Raw genomic sequence first — 17956 nt, 5'->3', positions numbered from 1 at the left:
CGCTGAAGCGGGAGAGAGCGTTCACTGCGGGACTCCGTAGACCGTCAGCAGGGACTTCATGCGGGACTCGGCCAGCGCGGGGTCCGGGAACAGGCCGAGGCCGTCGGCCAGTTCGTACGCCCGGGCAAGGTGTGGCAGCGAGCGCGCGGACTGCAGGCCGCCGACCATCGAGAAGTGCGACTGGTGGCCGGACAGCCAGGCCAGGAAGACGACACCCGTCTTGTAGAAGCGGGTCGGGGGCTGGAAGAGGTGGCGTGAGAGTTCGACCGTGGGGTCGAGGAGTTTGCGGAACCCTCCCACGTCGCCGGTGTCCAGGATCCGTACCGCCTCAGCCGCCAGCGGGCCCAGCGGGTCGAAGATGCCGAGCAGCGCGTGGCTGAAGCGTCCTCCCGCCGACGGTTCCTCGCCCGCGATCAGTTCCGGGTAGTTGAAGTCGTCGCCCGTGTAGCAGCGCACGCCCTGCGGTAGGCGCCGGCGCAGGTCGACCTCCCGCTGCGCGTCGAGGAGCGAGACCTTGATGCCGTCGACCTTGTCGGGGTGGGCCGCGATCACGTCGAGGAAGACGGAGGTGGCCTGGTCGAGATCGGTGGAACCCCAGTAGCCCTCCAACGCCGGGTCGAACATCGGGCCCAGCCAGTGCAGGATCACCGGCTCCGACGCCTGGCGCAGCAGGTGGGAGTAGACGGAGAGGTAGTCGTCGCAGGTGCGGGCCGTTGCCGCGAGGGCGCGGGAGGCCATCAGGATCGCCTGCGCGCCGGTGGACTCGACGAGCGCGAGCTGTTCCTCGTACGCCGCCCGGACAGAGTCCAAGGGCACGGGTCCGGTCAGCTGGTCCGTGCCCACACCGCACGCGATCGCGCCGCCGACCGCCTTCGCCTCGGCCGCCGAGCGGCGGATCAACGCCGCCGCGCCCGCCCAGTCCAGGCCCATTCCACGCTGCGCGGTGTCCATCGCCTCCGCGACGCCCAGGCCGTGCGACCACAGGTGGCGGCGGAAGGCGAGAGTGGCGTCCCAGTCGACGACGGCGGCGGAGTCGGGGGTGGTGTCGGCGTATGGGGCGGCCACCACATGGGCGGCGGAGAAGACCGTACGGGAGGTGAGCGGCGCGCCGGGCGTGAAGCACCGCGGCTCCGTGCGAGGGGCGTACGCGCGGAGTGTGCCGTCAGCGGCAGGGAGTCGGATCGTCACAGCGCCAGCTCCGGTACGTCGAGGCGACGGCCTTCCGCGCAGGAGCGCAGGCCGAGTTCGGCGAGCTGCACGCCGCGCGCGCCGGCCAGCAGGTCCCAGTGATACGGCTCGTCCAGCGCGACATGGCGCAGGAACAGCTCCCACTGGGCCTTGAAGCCGTTGTCGAACTCCGCGTTGTCCGGGATCTCCTGCCACTGGTCGCGGAAGGGCTCGGTGACGGGCAGGTCCGGGTTCCACACCGGCTTCGGGGTGGCGGAGCGGTGCTGGACGCGGCAGTTGCGCAGGCCCGCGACCGCCGAACCGTGGGTGCCGTCGACCTGGAACTCCACCAGCTCGTCGCGGTTGACGCGTACGGTCCAGGAGGAGTTGATCTGGGCGATCGCGCCGCCCTCCAGTTGGAAGATGCCGTACGCGGCGTCGTCGGCGGTCGCCTCGTACGGCTTGCCGTCCTCGTCCCAGCGGCGTGGGATGTGCGTGGCGACCTGCGCGGTGACGGAGGTGACGCGACCGAACAGCTCGTTAAGCACGTACTCCCAGTGCGGGAACATGTCGACGACGATGCCGCCGCCGTCCTCGGCGCGGTAGTTCCACGACGGCCGCTGGGCCTCCTGCCAGTCGCCCTCGAAGACCCAGTAGCCGAACTCGCCGCGCACGGAGAGGACCTCGCCGAAGAAGCCGCCGTCGATCAGGCGCTTCAGCTTGAGCAGGCCCGGCAGAAAGATCTTGTCCTGGACGACGCCGTGCTTGATGCCTGCGGCGGCGGCGAGGCGGGCCAATTCGAGGGCGCCCGCGAGGTCGGTGGCGGTGGGCTTCTCGGTGTAGATGTGCTTGCCCGCGGCGATGGCCTTCTTCAGCGCCTCGACGCGGGCGGAGGTGATTTGGGCGTCGAAGTAGACGTCGATCGTGTCGTCTGCGAGGACCGCGTCCAGGTCGGTGGAGGTCTCCGTCAGTGCGTGCCGGTCGGCGATGGCGCGCAGCGCATGCTCGCGGCGGCCGACGAGGACGAGCTCGGGCCACAGGACGTCGCCGTCCGCGAGGTCGAGGCCGCCCTGCTCGCGGATCGCAAGGAGGGAACGGACCAGGTGCTGGCGGTAGCCCATCCGTCCGGTGACGCCGTTCATGGCGATCCGCACTGTCCTGCGTGTCACGAAGGTACCTCCCTGTTCCTCTCGGTTTTCCCGAGATCCCTCGATATGGGCGTAGCAAGCGCTTTCTACGCGGTATGAAGCTAGCCTGCCGACAGCGGCCCGGACAAGGGGGCCGGTCCATCTCCTGCGGAGGAAGCGATGACAGTCACCCTGGCGGATGTGGCGGCGCGCGCCCGGGTGTCCCCGGCGACCGTGTCCCGCGTGTTGAACGGCAACTACCCGGTCGCGACGTCCACCCGCGAGCGGGTGCTGCGGGCGGTCGACGAACTCGACTACGTGCTGAACGGCCCCGCGAGCTCGCTCGCCGCCGCGACCTCCGACCTGGTCGGCATCCTGGTCAACGACATCGCCGACCCCTTCTTCGGGATCATGGCCGGTGCCGCCCAGACCGAGATCGGCGGGCAGGAGGGTTCGGGGCGGGCCGGTGGCGAGAAGCTGGCCGTGGTGTGCAACACCGGCGGCTCCCCGGAGCGTGAGCTCACCTACCTGACGCTGCTCCAGCGCCAGCGGGCCGCGGCCGTGGTGCTGACCGGCGGCGCGATCGAGGACCCCGAACACATCGCGGCGATGAGCACCAAGCTGACGAAGCTCGCGGACGCGGGGACGCGAGTGGTGCTCTGCGGGCGGCCCCCGCTGCCCGGCAGCGACGCGATCCTGGCGTCGCTCGCCTTCGACAACCGCGGTGGAGCGCGGCGCCTGACCGAGCACCTTATCTCGCTCGGGCACCGGCGGATCGGTTACGTCGCCGGGCCCGTGGAGCGCACGACGACCCGCCACCGGCTGGAGGGCCACCGGGCGGCGATGGCCGCGGCGGGCCTGGCGCGCGGTGCGGGGGACGGATCGGCGGGCGAATCGGCGCACGGGGCGGCAGACGGGGCGGGGGACGGATCAGCCAGCGGCGACGCGGACCAGGACCGGCTGACGGTGCACGGACCGTACGACCGGCGCTCGGGTTACGAGGCCACCCTCGAACTGCTGCGGCGGGAGCCCTCGCTGACAGCCGTCGTGGCCGCGAACGACACAGTGGCGCTGGGCGCCTGCGCGGCGCTGCGCGACCAGGGGCTGCGCATCCCGGACGACATCTCGGTGGCGGGCTTCGACGACCTGCCGTTCTCGATCGACGCGGTGCCGGCGCTGACGACGGTGCGGCTGCCCCTGTTCGAGGCGGGGGCGCGGGCGGGGCGGCTGGCGATGGGCAAAGAGGCACCGCCGCCGGGAGGCATCGCGACGATCGCGGCGGAGCTGATGGTGCGCGACTCGACGGCGGCGCCGGGGCGGTGAGGCGAGGGGCGGCGGCGTCCGGGTGAGCGGCGGCGCAGGGGCGGTGACGTGGGAGCGGCGGCGCAGGGGCGGTGACGTGGGAGCGGCGACACCGGGACGGTGATGTGAGAAGGGCGACGCGGGCGAGCGCTGGGCGCCCGGCACACTGAGGGGCGCCTCGCGGCCCGGAGCGCTCACGACTACGTGGTCGGCGTCCCGGTGAGCGCTGCGCGCCCGGCACACCGAGGCACCTGGACCGGCTACACGGTCGCCGTCCGCAGGCACTCCTCCGTCGCCTCGCGTACCCCGGCCGCCGTCTCCGGCGCGAGCAGGCCCTCGACCGACAGCATGTCCCGCAGCGGCTCGGCCACCGACATCAGGACCGCTGCCCGTTCCTCCCGGGGAACCAGCGCGATTCCCTTGCGCAGCGCCACCAGGCCCTCCGGTCCGCGGCCGGAGCAGCAGCGAGTCCGCGAGGTCGAACAACGCCCAGGGGTCGCTCTCGCCACAGTCGTGCACGGTGAACAGCGCCAGGTGGTTCAGCTGCGCGAAACGCTCGACGACCTGGCCGGTGTCCCCGCCGCGCAGACCGGTCAGCAGGAGCTCGACCCTGGCCACGTTCATCAGCGGGTAGGTGCTGTTCCCGCTGAGACGGCTCGCCCGCTGGTAGCACGCCAGGGACCGTTCCAGTGCGTCGGCGTCGAGGCCGTCAGGACCGCGGGCGCGCCGCCGGTGCAGGCCGCCGAGGGTCGCCCAGGTCTCGGCGTCGTCGCCGTCGAGGGCGAGCGCCCGGTCGAACGCCTCGATCGCGGCCTCGTGCCGTTCGCCCCTCTTGCTCAGCGTGAGTCCGATCTCCCGCCACCCGGGCGCGAGATCGTCCTTGAGCGTGACGGCCGTCCGCAGCGACTCCTCCGCCTCGTCGTACCGGCCCTGTCCGCGCAGGGCGACACCGAGTTCGAAGTACGCCCGCCAACTCGCCGGGTTGCGGAGGGCGGCCGCCTGGAGCAACTCGACGCGGCGGTCCCCCGGCGGGTTCTTCAGGGCCGCCTCGATCAGGTCCTCGCCCTGCTTTTCGCGCAGTGTCCGTATCTCCTCCCGCAACGCTTCCTGTTCGGCGCGTTCCACGACGACGAGCGCCGCACCTTCGCGTACGGGACTGTCCACGCGCGAGGGGATGCGAAGCCCGCTCACGGCGGCCTCCGCGATCTGGCGGATGGCCTCGTCCAGTTCGTCGGGCATCGGGCCGTACGGAATGACCCGGCTGGATGACGCGTTGAACCGTACGTCCCCGATGTCCTGGCAGATGGGGATGGTGACGCCGTCGCGCAGCGCCCACCGCACTCCCAGTTCCAGGTAGACGTTGGCGTTGCCACCGGTCAGATCGGCGATGTAGACGTCGGCTTCGAGTGCCTCGGCGAACATGGACCGGTGGACGGCCCCCGTCGCCGTCTTATCTTTCTCGACGACGAGGAACGCGGGACGCCCCACCTCGCGACCGATGCGCGCGACGACGGGTTCGAGGAGGCGTCTCCTGATCTCCGGGATGCTCGACCAGCCGGCCGTCTCGCCCATGGTGGAGCCGGGCATGGCAACGAAGACGCGTACCGCGCCCTGGGACGCGACGTCGGGGTCGGCTACAGGAGCGGCGAGGGAATCGAGGGCCGGATCGTCGGGCGGGAGAGTCCATCGGGAATCCGGGCGGCTTCGACGGCCGGCTCCGCGGTTGCGGGGCGTCGCCTGTCGGGTGCCCTCGACCTGCCGGTGCTCTGGAGGAGTTGTAAGTCACGCCAGCGTGCGCGCCAGGCGTCGAGCCGAGGGTCCCGTCGCGGCACGGGACGCCCGCCGTTTCCGTGCGCGATCAGGGTTTGCACCAGCGCCATCAGGAAGTCCAGACCGGGCAGGCGTTTGCCGTTGAGCACCTCGCTCACGGCCGAGGCGGACAGCGACCGACCGGCAGGGGCATGACGCTCGATGACGCGTAGTGAGGGGTTGCCGTTCTCGATGCGCAGGATCACGAGGTCACGGGCCAGCTCCCCACGGGCCCGGGTCAGTTCGTCGTCTTCCTGTGCCACAGGACCAGGCTAGATTCCGCACTCCGGGACGGCGCCGTACATGACGGAACATTGCCGGACGTCCGGCGGTCTGCGGGTTCGTTCGTGCCGAACAGGCGCGGGCTGGGGGCCCCGTTGCACTGGATCCATGACGAACACGACGAACAGCAGCCCGGACAGTTCCACCGGCAGCGCCGAACGCGCCGAACGCAGTGCAGGCGTCGACACCGGCGGCGGTACCGGCGGCGGTACCGGCAACAGCGTTCTCGAACTCATCGCCCTCCTCTGCCTGATCACGCTCGCCACCGTCGTCTACGCCGCGGCCGGTCCGGAGGCGTTCGCGGCGGTGACGGGAGTCGGCGGAGGTCTGTTCACGACCTGGCGCGGACGGCCACGACGGTGAGGAATACACGATGGGGTGATGGCCCTTGTGGGGGCGAGACCGCAAGGCTTACCTTTGACTGAGTCAAAGGTAAGCCTCTGGAGGCCGCCATGTCCGTCCACGAAGTCCGTGCCTTCAACCGCTTCTACACCAACGTCATCGGCGCACTCGACTACGGCAAGCACCTCTACACGCCGTACACGCTCACCGAGTCGCGTGTGCTGTACGAGCTCGCCCACAGCCCCCGTACCGACGCCGCCGATCTGCGGACGGAGCTGTCGCTCGACGCGGGGTATCTGAGCCGGCTCCTCGGCAAGTTCGAGCGGGACGAGCTGGTGGAGCGGGCGCCGTCCGAGACTGATCCGCGGCGGCAGCGGATCACGCTCACCCCGCGCGGGCGGGAGGCCGCGGCCGTGCTGGACGAGCGGTCGCGACGGGCCGTCGGGGCGCTGCTGGAGGGGGTGCCGGAGCGGGAGCGTGAGCGGCTCGCCGAGGCGATGCGCACCGTCCGCGAGGTGCTGGCCGGTACCCGGACCGACCGTGTCGCGCAGCCAGTCCTCCGCGATCCTTGCCCTGGTGAGCTGGGGTGGATAGTGCAGCGTCACGGCGCGCTGTACGCGGCGGAGTACGGGTGGACCACCGAGTTCGAAGGTCTCGTCGCGAGGATCGTCGCCGACTTCGCGCAGGATCATGACCCACAGCGGGAGCGGGTGTGGATCGCCGAGTCGGACGGCCGTCCGGTGGGGTCCGTGATGTGCGTGCGGGCCGATGCCCCGGCCACCGCGCGGCTGCGCCTGCTGCTCGTCGAGCCGGAGGCCCGCGGACACGGCCTGGGCGACCGGCTCGTGCGCACGGCCGTGGATTTCGCGCGCACTGCGGGGTACCGGGAGATGGTGTTGTGGACCAACGATGTGCTGGACGGCGCCCGCCGGATATACCAGCGGACCGGGTTCACGCTCGTCGCCGAGAAGCCGCATCACTCGTACGGGGCGGATCTGGTCGGCCAGGACTGGCGGCTGCCTCTGCAAGAAGCGCCCCTGCAGGAAGGACAGACCTCATGAAGTTCGCCTTCTCGACCCTCGGAGTGCCGGGGATGCCCGTAGCGGATGTGGCCGCGCTCGCCACCCGGACCGGATACCAGGGTGTGGAGCTGCGCACACACCCGGAGGAGCCGGTGCATCTGGACCTGAGCACGCCCGAACGACAGGCGGTGGTGAGGGAGTTCGAGGACGCGGGTGTCGAGATCCTGGGAGTCGCCGGATATGCGCGGGTCGCGGCCGCCGGTGATGACGGTCCCGTCCTGCGGGAGCTCGACCAGTTGGTCCGCCTGGCCGGCGACCTGGGGGCCCCGTTCGTCCGGGTCTTCCCCGGCGGCGGCGACCAGGACCCGTCCGAGGCCGACGCGATCGCGGCCCGACGGCTTGGCGCGGCCGCGGAGACCGCGGCGAGCGCGGGCGTACGCATCCTGCTGGAGACGCACGACTCCCACCGCACGGGCGCCGATGTCTCCCGCGTCCTCGGCACGGTCGGTCACAAGCACGCGGGGGCACTGTGGGACGTGATGCACCCGTGGCTCGGGGGCGAGTCCCCCCGCGCGACACATGCCAGCCTGAGCCCGTTCCTCGGGTACGTCCAGGTCAAGGACGTGGCTTCGCGGGACGATCTGACCCCGGTCCCGCTCGGCACGGGCCTGTTGCCGCTCGCCGAGTGTCTGTCGTTGGCGGACCCGGAGGGCTGGGTGTGCTGGGAGTACGAGAAGCGCTGGTACGAGAAGGCGGCGGAGTTGCCGGGGCTGCTGGCTGCGGGGCGGGAGCATCTTCAGGGACTGGTCTGAGAAGGCGGCGGGGACGGTTCGGCCGGGACCGAAGGGACGCGCGTCCAGCATGGGGACGACGGCATCTCACGAGGAACGAGGTCCCATGTACCAGGACGAACTGGCCGAGCACTTCAGCCGGATCAACGGCGACCACCCGATGACGCCGGCGGACGACGCGTACGTCACCGCACAGTTCGCCGAACTGGAGGAACTGTGCGCGGCCGAGGGACACGATCCCGGGTCCGTACGCCGGACGATGCTGGCGGGGCTGCTTCCGCTACCTGGATACCTGCGCTCCGACGGCGCGGAGATGGTGCCCCGGGACCTGTTCGCGCTGACGGAACGGGCGGGCGGGCCCGACCGCCTGGAGGTGTGGTTCACGGCGCACTGGGCCGACCGGTCGGTGGGACGGCGGGAGTGGGAGGCGTATCTGAGTGGACAGTACGTGTGCCTGCACTCGGTGAGCCCGGCCACGATCCAGCGCAAGGAGCAGTTGACGGCGGCCATCACGGCGGCACCTACGGAGCCGGACGCGGGCTCGGCGGGGTGGACGGCACGGCTCCATGCGCTGATCGACGAACTGGACGCGCTGGAGCCGGCGTTCACCACCTACGACCGCCTCCGCTTCGGCGGCCCGACATCGCGCGACGTGTGCATCGGCGCGATGCGGGCGCGCTATCCGCGCGACGTGGCTATCGCCACGGAATCGTGAGCCAGGGGCTTTCCGGGTCGGAGGTGAGGATCTTGTGGGCCTCCGCGACCTCCGTGTACCACGGGCCGAACTCCTCCTCGTCGAAGTGGAGACACCTGCCCAGCACGAACCCGGCGCCGAAGTCCGTCCAGGAGCGGTACGCGACGCGGGCAGCCTCACCGGCGCGGAGGACAGCCCGTTCCGCCTCCGGCACGTCGCCGAAGCGGGCGGCCACCCCCCACCGGGCCATGCTGACCGCCCGGCCGTAGTCCCAGGCCAGGACGGAGCGGACATGGCGGCCCTCCGGCAGCAGGCCGTCCGCGCGGAAGCGGGCCTCGTAGCGGGTGATGCGGCCGATCAGCTGCTGCACGCCGTTGATCGCGGATTCGGGCACCGGCTCAGGTTCCGCGTTGCGGCGCATGACATGGGCCGCGGCGTCCCGCCAGGTGGCGGTCTCGACCGTCCCGCCGTACTGCCGCGCCAGCGTCTGGCGGATGGACAGGACGAACTCCCAGACGCGGTTGACGTATTCCGCGTTCGTCAGACAGTGCAGGGTCTCCCTCCACTCCTCGGGGCTCTTCACTCCCCACCACTTCTCCAGCGAGCTCCGCTCGTCGACGAGGCCCGGACCGTGAAAGGCCAGGGCATTCCACAGTTCGCCGTTCTTCACGGCGAACAGGGCACCGCAGCCCAGTCCGTGCGCGACCGCTCCCTGGAGTGGTCCGCCCACCCGCAGGGTCCGGAGTGTGCCGCACTCGGCCGGTGACGTGCGCTCCGTGTGCTGCCGCCACAGGTGGAGCGTCTGCGGGGTAGCGGGGAAGTACGCCTCGCCCGGGGTGCCCGGGTTGATGGCGAGCCAGCGGTTGTCGTTGCCCCAGGTGCGCACCACGTACGCGAAGGAGCGGTGTGCGAACACGGGGTCGGGCTGCGGCACCGGCAGGACGCCCTCGGTGTAGTAGGCGAAGCACCAGGTGCCCGTCACCGGGCTGTGGAAGGGGAAGTGGGGTGTCCTGCCGGCCTCCGCCTCCGCACGGGGAACGGGCCAGTAGAGGTACGTCCCCGCGAGCACGTCGAAGAACGCGGCCCAGTCGCCCCGCATCTTCGCCTCGTACAGCTTCCGCTCGACGTCCGTCGGCGCCAGCCATCCGCCCGGTGTCGTTCCTGCCGTCACCACGTCACCGGTTCCCGGACGGGCCGCAGGCACATGGCCACCGCGTCCGGGGCGTCATCGAGGCGCATCAGGTACGCGTCGCCCGTGCAGTCCTCAATCTTCGCCGTGCGGTACTGCGCCAGCGGTGAACCGCAGTCGACCGGCTGGATGTTCTGCTCCGGCCACGTGCTCAGGTTGCGCACGCAGTCCCCGACACCGATCGCCGGCCGGTCGGCGCCGTCGTCGAAGAACGCGGCACGGGTGATGCCGAAGGCGATCACGCAGGCCGAGAGCACTATCGGGACCAGGATCACCAGGGCCGGGGGGCGGGCGAGCACCCGCTTGCCCGGATCCAGGGGCGGGCGCCAGCCACCGTGGGGCTGCGCCAGCCGGCGGAACCGGGCGCGCGGACCGAGGTTGGTCAGGACGGTGATCGGGGTGATGAAGAGGGAGAGGAAGCCCCACCAGCCCTGCCACAGAGTGTCGGCGGTCATCTGCCGGTAGGCCGCGGTGCCGCACAACCGGCAGAAGACGCCCTCGCGCTTGAGGAACCGCATGATCAGGAAGAGGCCTTGGTGCCCGCGGACGACCGCGCGCACGGCGGGCAGCGATCCGCACACCTGGCACGGTGTCTCGCCGTGCGGACCCGCTCCGGTGTGCGCCTGGTAGAGATGCTGGGCGGCGGTGCCCTGTTGGGCGAAGCCCTGCTGGTAGGGCGGCGGCGTGGACACGATGTACTCCCCGTTGGTCAGCCGAAGGAAATACCTTAGAACCTCACTTCCGACCGGCCGCGACCGGCTCCGCGTCCGCCTGCGGGCTCACCGGCCCGGCCTTGCGGCCGCCGGACAACGACGTCAGCGCCACGCCGCCCACCAGCAGCGCCGCCGCACACCAGCGCAGGGGGCTGATGGACTCGTCGAGGAACAGGGCCGCAGACGACATGCCGAACACCGGGACCAGCAGGGAGAACGGAGCCACCGAGGACGCCGGATGATGGCGCATCAGGAACCCCCATGCGCCGAAACCGAAGATCGTGGTGATCCAGGCGACGTAGATCACGACGCCGGCACCCGTCCAGTCCAGCGAGCGAAGGGCCGCCATGTCGCGGTCCACACCCTCCGTGAGCAGGGACAGGCCGAGCAGCGGGAGGATCGGGACGAGGCTCACCCACACTATGAAGTTCAGGGCGTCGGGCGGGGACGCCTTGCGGGTCATGATGTTGGAGACGCCCCAGCAGGCCGCGGCGGCGATGCACAGCAGGAAGCCCACCAGCGGGCCCGACGTGCCTTCGTCGACGGCCGCGACCGCGATGCCGGCGAGGGCCACGGTCATGCCGAGGGTCCGTACCGGGCCCGGCCGTTCGCCGAGGGCCACGAATGCGAACAGGGCGGTGAAGACGGCCTGGATCTGGAGGATCAGCGAGGACAGTCCGGCGGGCGCGCCCTGGTCCATGCCCGTGAAGAGCAGGCCGAACTTGGCGACGCCCAGCACCAGTCCCACCCCGACGATCCACTTCCAGGCAACCTTCGGGCGACCGACGAAGAAGACCGCGGGCAAGGCCGCCGCGAGGAAACGCAGGGCGGAGAAGAGCAGCGGCGGGAAGTGGCCGAGGCCGATCTCGATGACGACGAAGTTGACGCCCCAGACGGCGGCGACGAGTGCCGCGAGGGCGATGTGGGCGGGTGGCATGACACGAGCGGGAGGCATGGCATCGAGCATCACCTTCAGGGACCATTTAGGACTAGCGCGAAATTCTTCATGGTTGGATGAAGCACTACTTACGAAAGGATGCGAACGTGCTCGATCTCGGCCGGCTGCGTGCCCTGCACGCCGTCTCCGTCCACGGCACGGTCGGCGCCGCTGCCGCCGCGCTCGGCTACACGCCGTCGGCGGTCTCCCAGCAGATCGCCAAGCTGGAGCGGGAGACCCGTACGACGCTGCTGGAGCGGCAGGGCCGCGGCGTTCGGCTCACCGACGAGGCACAGCAACTGGCTGACGTGGCACAGCGGTTGCTGTCCATGGTCGAGGAGGCGGAGGTGCGCCTCGAGGAGCGGCGCGGTGAGCCGTCCGGCCGGCTCGCCGTCGCGTGTTTCGCTACCGCCGCCCGTGGTCTGATGCCGCTCGTGCTCGCCGATCTCGCGCGCCGCCACCCCTCCCTGGACGCCCGCCTCCAGGAGATCGATCCGCATCTGTCGATCGACCTCGTCGCCCGCGGCGCGATCGACCTGGCCGTGGCGCACGACTGGGACATCGCGCCGATGCCGACCCCGCCCGGTGTGGAGCAGGCCGTCATCGGCGACGACCTGTGCGACGTGCTGGTTCCGGCGGACCATCCGATGGCCGGCGAGAAGTCCCTGCGGCGGGAGCAGCTCGGCGGCGAACGGTGGATCACACAGCCTCCCGGCACGGTCTGCCACGACTGGCTGATGCGCACGCTGCGTGCGGCGGGCCACGAGCCGCTGATCGCCCATCAGGCCGAGGAGTACCACACCCAGGCCGCCCTGGTCTCCGCCGGGCTCGGCATCGCACTGGTCCCCCGGCTGGGGCGCGGCCCGCTGCCGCCGCGGGTCACGGTCGTAGGACTGGATCCGGCGCCGAGCCGGCGGCTGCGGGCGCTGTGGCGTACGGGGGCGGCCAGGCGGCCGGCGATCAGGGAGACGGTCCGCACGCTGAAGCGGTTGTGGCCGGAGGTCGCCGACCAGGGTGAACAGGTCACCGAGGACGGTCGCGAAGTCATCGGATGACGGTCTTCGCCGGCGGCCGGCGCACACCGGGTGCTCTTCGCCGGCGGCTCCCCACTGCGAGGTGATCGTCTTCATCGGCGGCTCGCGCACACCGGGTTGATCGTCTTGGCCTGCGACTACCCAACCGGCACCGGGCTCGACGGGCTCTCCTCGCCGACAGCTTCGACGATCCGGGGCGGCCGAAGGGCCGGACCCGACCGCTGCGGGCCGCTCGGTCCGGCGGTGCACCTGGTCCTACCGCGCGGACGGTGCGGGAACCGACTTCGACGACGACGTCTTTGGCGTCTGTCGCGGCGCGCGGCCCGGCGAGGGTTCAACACGGTGATCTCGCACGGCCGTCGCCGTACTCGCCGGACGGATCGGCCTTCACGGCGACCGACAACGCGGTGGCGTTGGAAGCGGACGGCACCGAGCGGATGCGGCTGACGCCGCCGCGGGGGCTGGTGTCGGAGGCGGGCTGTTCGGCTTCCGCACGGCCCATCTGGACGGCGAGGGGCGGCCGGTGGCGGTCACGGCGCAGGTCGGCGACCTCAAAGGTCGGCCGGATCTCACCGCGAGCATGCTCATGGACGTGACGGGCCGGCGCCGTCATGCGCTCATCGACGTCACCGGTCGACGCCGACGCGCTGCACGGTCCGGGCGTGGCGGGCCGCCCGCCGACGGGCCCCGGCGGGCGGCCATTCGTGGTGTTTCTGCGCGGGGCCTTGACCTGGCAGTTACTTTCCGGATATCCGTGACACCTTGGCAGTTTCCTTCAACCCCCCTTGTGCAACTCCCCTGCTCTGCAAGGCCGGAAGGAGCACCAGTGCACAACCGGAGCCTCTCCAGACGCACCCTTCTCACCGCGACCGCCGTCGCCGCCGGGGCGGTCGCCACCACATCGCCCGCCGCCGCGTCATCCACTGCCGCCGGCACCCGCGACCGCCTCAAGCGCCTCATCTCCCGGATGAGCCTGGAGGAGAAGGTCGGCCAGCTCTTCGTGATGCGGGTCTACGGGCACTCCGCCACCGCGCCCGACCAGGCCGACATCGACGCCAACCTCAAGGAGATCGGCGTCCGCACGGCCGCCGAACTCGTCGCCGCGTACCACGTCGGCGGCATCATCTACTTCGCCTGGGCGCACAACACCCGTGAGCCGCACCAGATCGCTGACCTGTCCAACGGGATCCAGCGTGCCGGCCTAGCCCAGCCCACGCCCGTGCCGCTGCTGATCTCCACGGACCAGGAGCACGGCATCGTGGCCCGCGTCGGCAGGCCGGCCACGCTCATGCCGGGCGCGATGGCGCTCGGGGCGGGCGGCTCACGCTCCGCGGCCCGCACCGCCGCGCACATCGCGGGCGCCGAACTCGCCGCGATGGGCATCGTGCAGAACTACGCGCCCGTCGCCGACGTGAACGTGAATCCGGCCAACCCGGTCATCGGCGTACGGTCCTTCGGCGCCGCCCCGGCCGCCGTCGCCCGTATGGTCGCGGCCCAGGTCACGGGCTACCAGGCGGCGGGCATCGCGGCGACGTCCAAGCACTTCCCCGGCCACGGGGACACCACGGTCGACAGCCACACTGGCATCCCGGTCATCACCCACACCCGCGAGGAGTGGGAGCGGATCGACGCGCCGCCCTTCCGGGCGGCGATCGACGCCGGGATCGACTCGATCATGACGGCGCACATCCAGTTCCCCGCACTGGACCCGAGCAACGACCCGGCCACGCTCTCCCGTCCGATCCTCACCGGCATCCTGCGCGAGGAGCTCGGCTACGACGGCGTCGTGGTCACGGACGCGCTCAACATGCAGGGCGTACGGGACAAGTACGGCGACCACCGGGTGCCGGTGCTCGCCCTGCTCGCCGGTGTGGACCAGCTGCTCAACCCGCCGGACCTGGCGGTCGCCTGGCACGGGGTGCTGAGCGCGGTCAGGAGCGGTGAACTCAGCGTCACCCGCATCGAGGAATCGATCCTGCGGATTCTGCTGCTGAAGGAGAAACTCGGGCTGTTCCGCGATCCGTTCGTCTCCCACCCGGGCGTGGACCGCACGGTCGGCACCGGTCCGCACCTGACCGCCGCCGACCGGATCGCCGAGGGCACCACCACCCTGCTGACCAATCCCGACGGGCTGCTGCCGCTCAGCCGCCGCAGCACCCCGAACGTGCTGGTCGTCGGCGCCGACCCGGCCTCCCCCAGCGGCACGACGGGCCCACCGACGTCCGTGCTGGGGAGAGCCCTCACCGAGCTGGGTTTCGTCACGAGCGTGCTGTCCACCGGCACGGCCCCCAGCAACGCGAGGATCGCCGAGGCGGTGGCTGCAGCCCAGGGCAAGGACGTCGTCGTCGTGGGCACGTACAACGTGTCGGCGACCAGTTCGCAGCGCACGCTCGTGGACCGGCTGGTCGCCACGGGGGTGCCGGTCGTCGCGCTCGCCATCCGCAATCCGTACGACATCGCCCGGCTGAGCGGGGTGCAGGCGGCGCTCGCGAGCTACTCGTGGACCGACGTCGAACTGCGCGCCGCCGCCCGGGTGATCGCCGGCGCGGCCGAACCGCGGGGCAGGCTGCCGGTCCCGGTGCAGCGCGCCGACGACCCGGCGCGGGTGCTGTTCCCTATCGGGCACGGGCTGTCGTACGGCTGACGCGCGAAGGGGCTGTGTCCGCCGTACCGCGGACACAGCCCCAGGGGCGGGCTCAGGTCACGGACGAAGCGTCCGCTCCATGTCCCGCTTGTCGAGCTCGGCGTCCGCCTTGGCGAGCGGCCTCGCCTTCGCCGGGTCCTCCTGGACGGCGGCCGGGGCGACGCCCGCCCACTTCAGGATGGTGGCGGTGGCCTTCGCCTTCTCGTCGGCGGCGAGACGGGCAACGCTCGCACCGTGGTTGGCGCCCGGCGCGGTGTACACATAGCTGTCACGCGCGCCGCTGCCGAGACGGAACGGCTCCGCGCTCCACGGGTCGTTCTGGCCGTTGACGAACATCATCCGGTGGGCGTGGTGACGCACCCAGCGGTCGACGTCCTTCATCACCCACGGCTTGAACCGCATCGGGATGTCCCGCGGCACGAAGTTCCGCGGCGGCTGGTAGCCGTAGCGGCTCAGGCCGTCCAGGTGCGGCTGCTCGATGTCGGGCGAACCGAGCTCGGTGCCCGCCTGGTAGTAGTACGGCGTGTAGGTCGAAAGCCCCTGGTCCGCGTAGGCGGCGAAGCCCGAGATCGAGTCGATGCTGTCCCAGATCTGCTGGTCCGTGGCGGTGGCCGCGGCCGGGATCGTGTCGCAGTCGGCGAGCAGGCTGTACTGCCAGAACGCCCACACGTAGTCGAGGACGACGGCCTCGAAGGCGCGGTCCAGGCCGCCGACGGTGTCGAACGTGAGCTTGTTGTCCGCCGCGTACGTCTCGTACATGCCCTCCAGCGGCTCACGGCGCACCAGGGCCTCGCGCTGCACCGCGTTCAGCCTGTCGCGGCACTCCTTGGTGCCGACGTTCTCGAAGAAGCGGTCGTACGCGCTGTCCTCTTTGTTGACCACGTCGTTGGGCGCGACGTAGGCGACGACACCGTCCATGTCGCGCGGGTAGTGGCGCTCGTAGTACGTGGCGGTCATGCCGCCCTTGGAGCCGCCGGTGGAGAGCCACTTCTTGGTGTAGATCTTCTTCAGCTCGGCGAAGACCCGGTGCTGGTCGCTGGCGGCCTGCCAGATGTCCAGCTTCGACCAGTCCGCGGGAGCGGGCCGCGACGGCGTGAAGAAGCGGTACTCCAGGGAGACCTGGTTTCCGTCGATGATGGTCGTCGGCTCACTGCGGCGCGGCGTGGTGGACACGTTGTAGCCGGAGGTGAAGAAGACGGTGGGGCGGCTGGTGTCCTTGTGCAGCAGGGTGATCCGCTGCTTGAAGGTGCCCTTGTCGGGGCGCCGGTGGTCGACCGGCTGTGTGTAGTTGAGGACGAAGAACCGGTAACCCGGGTACGGCTTCTCCTCGATGAGACTCATACCCGGAATCGCCAGGACCCGGTCCTTGATGTCCGTGCCGGCCGTCGGCTCGGCGGCGGTTGCCGCCCCGGCCGTCGCTCCGGCCGCGCTCACGGTGCCTATGAGCACCACGAGCGACAGCAGCCATCTGAGCGCCTTGTACATTCACCCTCCCCTGAAGATCTCCCCTTGAGATCAAACGGTCGCGGTGAACCTAGCCGGGCCAAAGGCAGGCCCGCCACCCCCAGTTGGCTACGCGTCAGCTTTCGCAGGAGCGCTCAGCACAGGATCCAGCCGGTCGAGCGGGAAGTGCCGGAGACCGAACCGGTGGCCTTCACACAGCGGCCACGCGGCTGCACGGTGACCGGACCCGCCTGGCGGGTGAACCGCCCGCTGTCCGTCTCCGGATGGCGGCCGCGCACCTGGAGCGAGACGGACATGGACCGCCGGGGGCCGGGGCTCCTCGCGAGGGTGACGGCGCAGACCTGCTGCCCGCTCTGGTAGACCCTCAGCTCCCCGGTGGCGAAGGAGACGGACTTCGCCAGCCGCCCGGCGCACGGCGCCGCCGCCTCCGCGCGCTCCAGGCCGGGGCCCGCCAGCGCCAGGGCGGACGCGGCCGTCAGCACAGCGAGCGCACGGGCCAGTGCCCGGGCGGCCCGGCGTGCATGCTTGTTCCCGTTCCCCACCCGATCGACCACGTCCGCTCCCCACTGCCACTGCTACGTACAGGCGTACGACGCACACACGGCTGGATTGGTTGCGATGCGCCGGGTCGGGCCCCGCGCGGTTGGCCGCGTCGGCGACCGCGCGGACCTCCGCGTCGGGCCTCGCGCGGACTACTGCGTGCGGGCCGCGCGGCGGCGCATCGCGCCGACGACGCCCGCGACCACAGCCGCTGCCGCGCCGACCGCGACGGGCAGGGCCGAACCGGAGCCGGTGGAGGCCAGGTTGCCGCCGGTCGTGGCCGATCCGGTGCTGCCGCCCGTCGACGAGGTGGAACCGCCCTCCGAGGTCGAGCCGGTGCTGCCGCCCGTCGACGAGGTGGAACCGCCCTCCGAGGTCGAGCCGGTGCTGCCGCCCGTCGACGAGGTGGAACCGCCCTCCGAGGTCGAGCCGGTGCTGCCGCCCGTGGAGGAACCGCCCGCGCCGCCCGTCGCGGAGCCGCCCGACTAGGAGCCGCCGTTGCCGCCGTTGGCGCCACTGCCGCCCGTGGCCGATCCGCCCGTGGCCGATCCGCCGCCCGACGTCCCGTCCGCCGCCTCGACGACGATCTCGGCCGTGTCATTCGCGGCGTTTTTGTCGAACGGCCGCGGCTCACCCGTCAACGCCACCGTGCCCCTGGCCCCGGGCACCAGCTTGTCGACCTTCAGGGTGAACGTGAGGTCTGCCTTGAAGCCCGCGGTCACCCAGCCCCCGTGGGCGCACCTGTAGCGCCCCGCCTTCTCGGTGGGGTCGCACGGCGCGGGGACGTGCACCGGCCTCGTGCCGGCGGGCAGTGTCACCTCCACCTGGTACGTGGGGGCGCCCTGCTCGACCAGCACCCAGCCCGGGCCCGCATTGGTGTACGACAAGGTTGTACGTGC

19 protein-coding genes and 1 pseudogene are annotated in these 17956 nt (G+C 71.3%); 8 read left to right on the top strand and 12 right to left on the bottom strand.

Annotation, left to right across the window (positions count from 1 at the left end; translation table 11 throughout):
• Positions 1 to 21: 21 nt before the first annotated feature.
• Complete coding sequence (locus J7E88_RS17845) at positions 22 to 1188, bottom strand: dihydrodipicolinate synthase family protein (protein ID WP_215182141.1); 1167 nt, start codon at positions 1186 to 1188, stop codon at positions 22 to 24.
• Positions 1185 to 2336, bottom strand: a complete 1152-nt coding sequence (locus tag J7E88_RS17840; RefSeq protein WP_215182139.1) for a Gfo/Idh/MocA family protein — start codon at positions 2334 to 2336, stop codon at positions 1185 to 1187. Before J7E88_RS17840 ends, J7E88_RS17845 begins: the two co-directional genes overlap by 4 nt.
• Positions 2337 to 2474: 138 nt before the next feature.
• Here J7E88_RS17840 and J7E88_RS17835 point away from each other — a divergent pair, with 138 nt between their 5' ends.
• Complete coding sequence (locus tag J7E88_RS17835) at positions 2475 to 3617, top strand: LacI family DNA-binding transcriptional regulator (protein WP_215182137.1); 1143 nt, start codon at positions 2475 to 2477, stop codon at positions 3615 to 3617.
• 239 nt (positions 3618 to 3856) lie between these two features.
• On the opposite strand, the gene J7E88_RS17830 is transcribed toward J7E88_RS17835, so the two are convergent.
• From J7E88_RS17830 to J7E88_RS17820, 3 genes and pseudogenes are all read right to left on the bottom strand, one after another.
• The gene (locus J7E88_RS17830; RefSeq protein WP_215182207.1) at positions 3857 to 4030 is read right to left on the bottom strand and encodes a hypothetical protein; all 174 of its coding nucleotides are present in this window, start codon (positions 4028 to 4030) and stop codon (positions 3857 to 3859) included.
• A 238-nt stretch (positions 4031 to 4268) separates the two neighbouring features.
• Positions 4269 to 4835: pseudogene (locus J7E88_RS37445) on the bottom strand (tetratricopeptide repeat protein); the annotation flags it as partial.
• A gap of 395 nt (positions 4836 to 5230) precedes the next feature.
• Entirely contained in the window at positions 5231 to 5668 is a 438-nt protein-coding gene (locus J7E88_RS17820) for a hypothetical protein (protein ID WP_215182135.1), read from the bottom strand.
• Between the two features lie 127 nt (positions 5669 to 5795).
• Here J7E88_RS17820 and J7E88_RS17815 point away from each other — a divergent pair, with 127 nt between their 5' ends.
• The 4 genes from J7E88_RS17815 to J7E88_RS17800 all read left to right on the top strand — a co-directional run bounded on the left by J7E88_RS17815 (position 5796) and on the right by J7E88_RS17800 (position 8557).
• Positions 5796 to 6050 (top strand): hypothetical protein, encoded by a 255-nt coding sequence (locus J7E88_RS17815; RefSeq protein ID WP_215182133.1) that lies wholly within the window; start codon positions 5796 to 5798, stop codon positions 6048 to 6050.
• Between the two features lie 89 nt (positions 6051 to 6139).
• Positions 6140 to 7090: a helix-turn-helix domain-containing GNAT family N-acetyltransferase gene (locus J7E88_RS17810; protein WP_215182131.1), complete on the top strand. Its 951-nt coding sequence runs from the start codon at positions 6140 to 6142 to the stop codon at positions 7088 to 7090.
• Positions 7087 to 7863 (top strand): sugar phosphate isomerase/epimerase, encoded by a 777-nt coding sequence (locus tag J7E88_RS17805; protein ID WP_215182129.1) that lies wholly within the window; start codon positions 7087 to 7089, stop codon positions 7861 to 7863. The genes J7E88_RS17810 and J7E88_RS17805 overlap by 4 nt, the downstream gene beginning before the upstream one ends.
• Positions 7864 to 7948: 85 nt before the next feature.
• The gene (locus J7E88_RS17800; protein WP_215182127.1) at positions 7949 to 8557 is read left to right on the top strand and encodes a DUF6058 family natural product biosynthesis protein; all 609 of its coding nucleotides are present in this window, start codon (positions 7949 to 7951) and stop codon (positions 8555 to 8557) included.
• On the opposite strand, the gene J7E88_RS17795 is transcribed toward J7E88_RS17800, so the two are convergent.
• The 3 genes from J7E88_RS17795 to J7E88_RS17785 are packed head-to-tail and all read right to left on the bottom strand — an operon-like array spanning position 8538 to position 11375.
• Entirely contained in the window at positions 8538 to 9707 is a 1170-nt protein-coding gene (locus tag J7E88_RS17795; RefSeq protein WP_308307528.1) for a DUF1266 domain-containing protein, read from the bottom strand. The two genes, J7E88_RS17800 and J7E88_RS17795, sit on opposite strands and share 20 nt — an antisense overlap.
• Positions 9704 to 10417: a hypothetical protein gene (locus J7E88_RS17790; protein ID WP_215182125.1), complete on the bottom strand. Its 714-nt coding sequence runs from the start codon at positions 10415 to 10417 to the stop codon at positions 9704 to 9706. Before J7E88_RS17790 ends, J7E88_RS17795 begins: the two co-directional genes overlap by 4 nt.
• 43 nt (positions 10418 to 10460) lie before the next feature.
• Positions 10461 to 11375 carry an EamA family transporter gene (locus tag J7E88_RS17785; RefSeq protein ID WP_215182194.1) on the bottom strand — a complete coding sequence of 305 codons (915 nt, stop codon included), beginning with the start codon at positions 11373 to 11375 and terminating at the stop codon, positions 10461 to 10463.
• Between the two features lie 107 nt (positions 11376 to 11482).
• On the opposite strand from J7E88_RS17785, the gene J7E88_RS17780 reads away from it, so the two are divergent.
• On the top strand, positions 11483 to 12430 hold the full coding sequence (locus J7E88_RS17780; protein ID WP_215182123.1) for a LysR family transcriptional regulator: 948 nt from the start codon (positions 11483 to 11485) through the stop codon (positions 12428 to 12430).
• Between the two features lie 313 nt (positions 12431 to 12743).
• Here J7E88_RS17780 and J7E88_RS17775 read toward each other — a convergent pair whose 3' ends face one another.
• Positions 12744 to 13022, bottom strand: a complete 279-nt coding sequence (locus J7E88_RS17775) for a hypothetical protein (protein WP_215182121.1) — start codon at positions 13020 to 13022, stop codon at positions 12744 to 12746.
• A gap of 213 nt (positions 13023 to 13235) precedes the next feature.
• On the opposite strand from J7E88_RS17775, the gene J7E88_RS17770 reads away from it, so the two are divergent.
• Positions 13236 to 15053, top strand: coding sequence for a glycoside hydrolase family 3 protein (locus J7E88_RS17770; RefSeq protein ID WP_215182119.1), 1818 nt, complete (start codon positions 13236 to 13238; stop codon positions 15051 to 15053).
• Between the two features lie 57 nt (positions 15054 to 15110).
• Here J7E88_RS17770 and J7E88_RS17765 read toward each other — a convergent pair whose 3' ends face one another.
• Both J7E88_RS17765 and J7E88_RS17760 read right to left on the bottom strand, forming a co-directional pair.
• Positions 15111 to 16538 carry a S28 family serine protease gene (locus J7E88_RS17765; RefSeq protein ID WP_215182117.1) on the bottom strand — a complete coding sequence of 476 codons (1428 nt, stop codon included), beginning with the start codon at positions 16536 to 16538 and terminating at the stop codon, positions 15111 to 15113.
• A 113-nt stretch (positions 16539 to 16651) separates the two neighbouring features.
• Positions 16652 to 17071, bottom strand: a complete 420-nt coding sequence (locus tag J7E88_RS17760; protein ID WP_308307527.1) for a hypothetical protein — start codon at positions 17069 to 17071, stop codon at positions 16652 to 16654.
• Positions 17072 to 17135: 64 nt separating this feature from the next.
• Between J7E88_RS17760 and J7E88_RS17755 the strand changes: the two genes are divergently transcribed.
• Complete coding sequence (locus J7E88_RS17755) at positions 17136 to 17546, top strand: hypothetical protein (protein ID WP_215182115.1); 411 nt, start codon at positions 17136 to 17138, stop codon at positions 17544 to 17546.
• Here the strand turns inward: J7E88_RS17755 and J7E88_RS17750 are convergent.
• Positions 17543 to 17944 (bottom strand): hypothetical protein, encoded by a 402-nt coding sequence (locus tag J7E88_RS17750; protein WP_215182113.1) that lies wholly within the window; start codon positions 17942 to 17944, stop codon positions 17543 to 17545. The two genes, J7E88_RS17755 and J7E88_RS17750, sit on opposite strands and share 4 nt — an antisense overlap.
• Positions 17945 to 17956: the final 12 nt, after the last annotated feature.

Source organism: Streptomyces sp. ISL-10, assembly GCF_018614575.1.
Taxonomy (GTDB): domain Bacteria; phylum Actinomycetota; class Actinomycetes; order Streptomycetales; family Streptomycetaceae; genus Streptomyces.
Note: the sequence above shows the minus strand (reverse complement) of the source record. Positions and strands in the feature narration are given on the sequence as shown.